This is a genomic window from Acidaminobacter sp. (assembly GCF_030247605.1).
Lineage (GTDB): Bacteria > Bacillota > Clostridia > Peptostreptococcales > Acidaminobacteraceae > Acidaminobacter.
Map to the genome: position 1 here is coordinate 1 of NZ_JAOTSB010000064.1, position 1,850 is coordinate 1,850.

Below are 1,850 nucleotides of genomic sequence, written 5' to 3' on the forward strand. Positions count from 1 at the left end.
GAATAATACCGTGGAAATTCTGAATAATTCAGTCATGTCATAAAAAAGTTGAGATCGGCACGATCTTACGTGAACTGTATCAAAGAAAAGGCATCATCATTCACGAAGCAGAGGCCCGAATCCTATCGACCATTCACGGGTGAGCCGGTAGAAAAATCCGGGAAATGACCTGCTTCAGCAGCTCGCGGGAAAAAAGTGCTGCTGACAGGCGCCTCATGCGCTCCACGATTGGCAAGAACACCGAAAAGCAAAAGGCACTCTACGCGGTCATGGCGGTAGAGTGCCCTACAATGGTATAAATTGCTGGGACTTCAGGTTTAAGCGCATTGGGCGATCTGGAAGGACTAAAGTTTCTGAAACCCACGCAACAGTCGCTGCTGAAATTCAGTACCGCTGATCTGATAGCAGTCCTCCACTTCGTAATAGTCACTTTCCAACATTACCTTGTCGTTGACTGTGACTGTGAAACGAGCGATCCCATCAAACTTGATGTGGAAGTGGTTTCCCGGATTGTCCCGGGCGATTATCTCCATGTCGCTGATAACGAGTTCTTTGGTATCCGCCTGGTGAAGAAACAGGCTCTGAGCCATCCCGGTAGCGCCTTTACGCTTGCGCGGTGCTACTGAATAGGTACAGTTGCAGTTGGTCGCCATATTCTTAATGCTTTCATACTCGATGTCTGTCAGCATAATAACCCTCCTCAGTTTTCAAGAGCATAGGCTGATTATACTAAATTGATCGGACATATTCTTTGGAGTGATCGATGGGATTCGTATTGTCATGGATACAATCGGGTTTCGTGACTGAAGCTGGGATGGGATCAATATAACTAACAAAGATCTAACCGATAAGACCGGATCAACCGGCTTAAATGGATATAACATGGAGGAAATATTTTAAGAGATTATGCTGATCATTATTCAGAAGGCTGGAGCGATGGAAAGTTCCCATATAGCTGTACGAAGGCAACTTTACGTGCCTGCATTGACTTTTATGATCTCGGATCAGGAAAGGATGCTTTAAAAATGGTTTCAGGTTTTGACGGCATGTATACAGGAAAAACCAGCGGTGTTGTTATTGGCAGCGCCATTTTAGAAAAATCATTAAACTAATTAGGGTCACTGTCAGGGGTCACTTGAAAAACTGATTTCCAGTTTGATGAATTGAATTCTACACTTTAGAGCCCCCAACCCAAAATGTCGGTTCATGTCCTCGAAAATCGACCTCCAGGATGAACTTTGTTCACCAAAGTTGTACAATAAGGGTGATCGGAACGATTTATCGCCCTTTTTCGGCAACACCAAACCGAGGGTCAAATTTGAGTGTTTTTTTGCGGGACTAAATTCGACCCCTCGCTCCGAGCGATTTTGTTGCCTCGATGGTGCCTCCGGTCAGACTATTTAAAAAGCGTTGGTCGCAAGATGATATCGCCAGGCGGTATCAACTTGGCGCCCAACGCTTTTAAGATCTGCTCACCGTAAATCAGCGAAAACATCTCATAGGGTGATACATTCCCCAAATTATCACGGCGATATGAGTTGACTTGGTTCATCATGACATCGACCATCTCCTGCGTCCAATCATTAAACGACGTTCCTTTTGGAGCGACGCGGCGCAGCAGGGAGTGGTTATTTTCCTGGGATCCCCTTTGATAGGGTGACGCAGGATCGCAATAGAACACCCTTGTTCTCAGTGCACCGCTCAGACTTGTCTCAATCCTTGTGGGATTGCTGAATTCGCTGCCGTTGTCGCCCAGCAGGGCAGGAAACAGGCGCTGGAACGCGGCAAAGCCCAGCAGATTCTCCAGAAAATCGAAGCAGTCGATCGCCGATTGTGAAGTGTTGGCATCC

2 protein-coding genes are annotated in these 1,850 nt (G+C 46.5%); both read right to left on the bottom strand.

Annotation, left to right across the window (positions count from 1 at the left end):
- Nucleotides 1–344: 344 nt before the first annotated feature.
- The gene (locus OEL90_RS15015; protein ID WP_300689936.1) at nt 345–689 is read right to left on the bottom strand and encodes a hypothetical protein; all 345 of its coding nucleotides are present in this window, start codon (nt 687–689) and stop codon (nt 345–347) included.
- 707 nt (nt 690–1,396) lie between these two features.
- The coding region (locus OEL90_RS15020; RefSeq protein WP_414635028.1) for a transposase at nt 1,397–1,850 on the bottom strand (454 nt) is incomplete at its 5' end.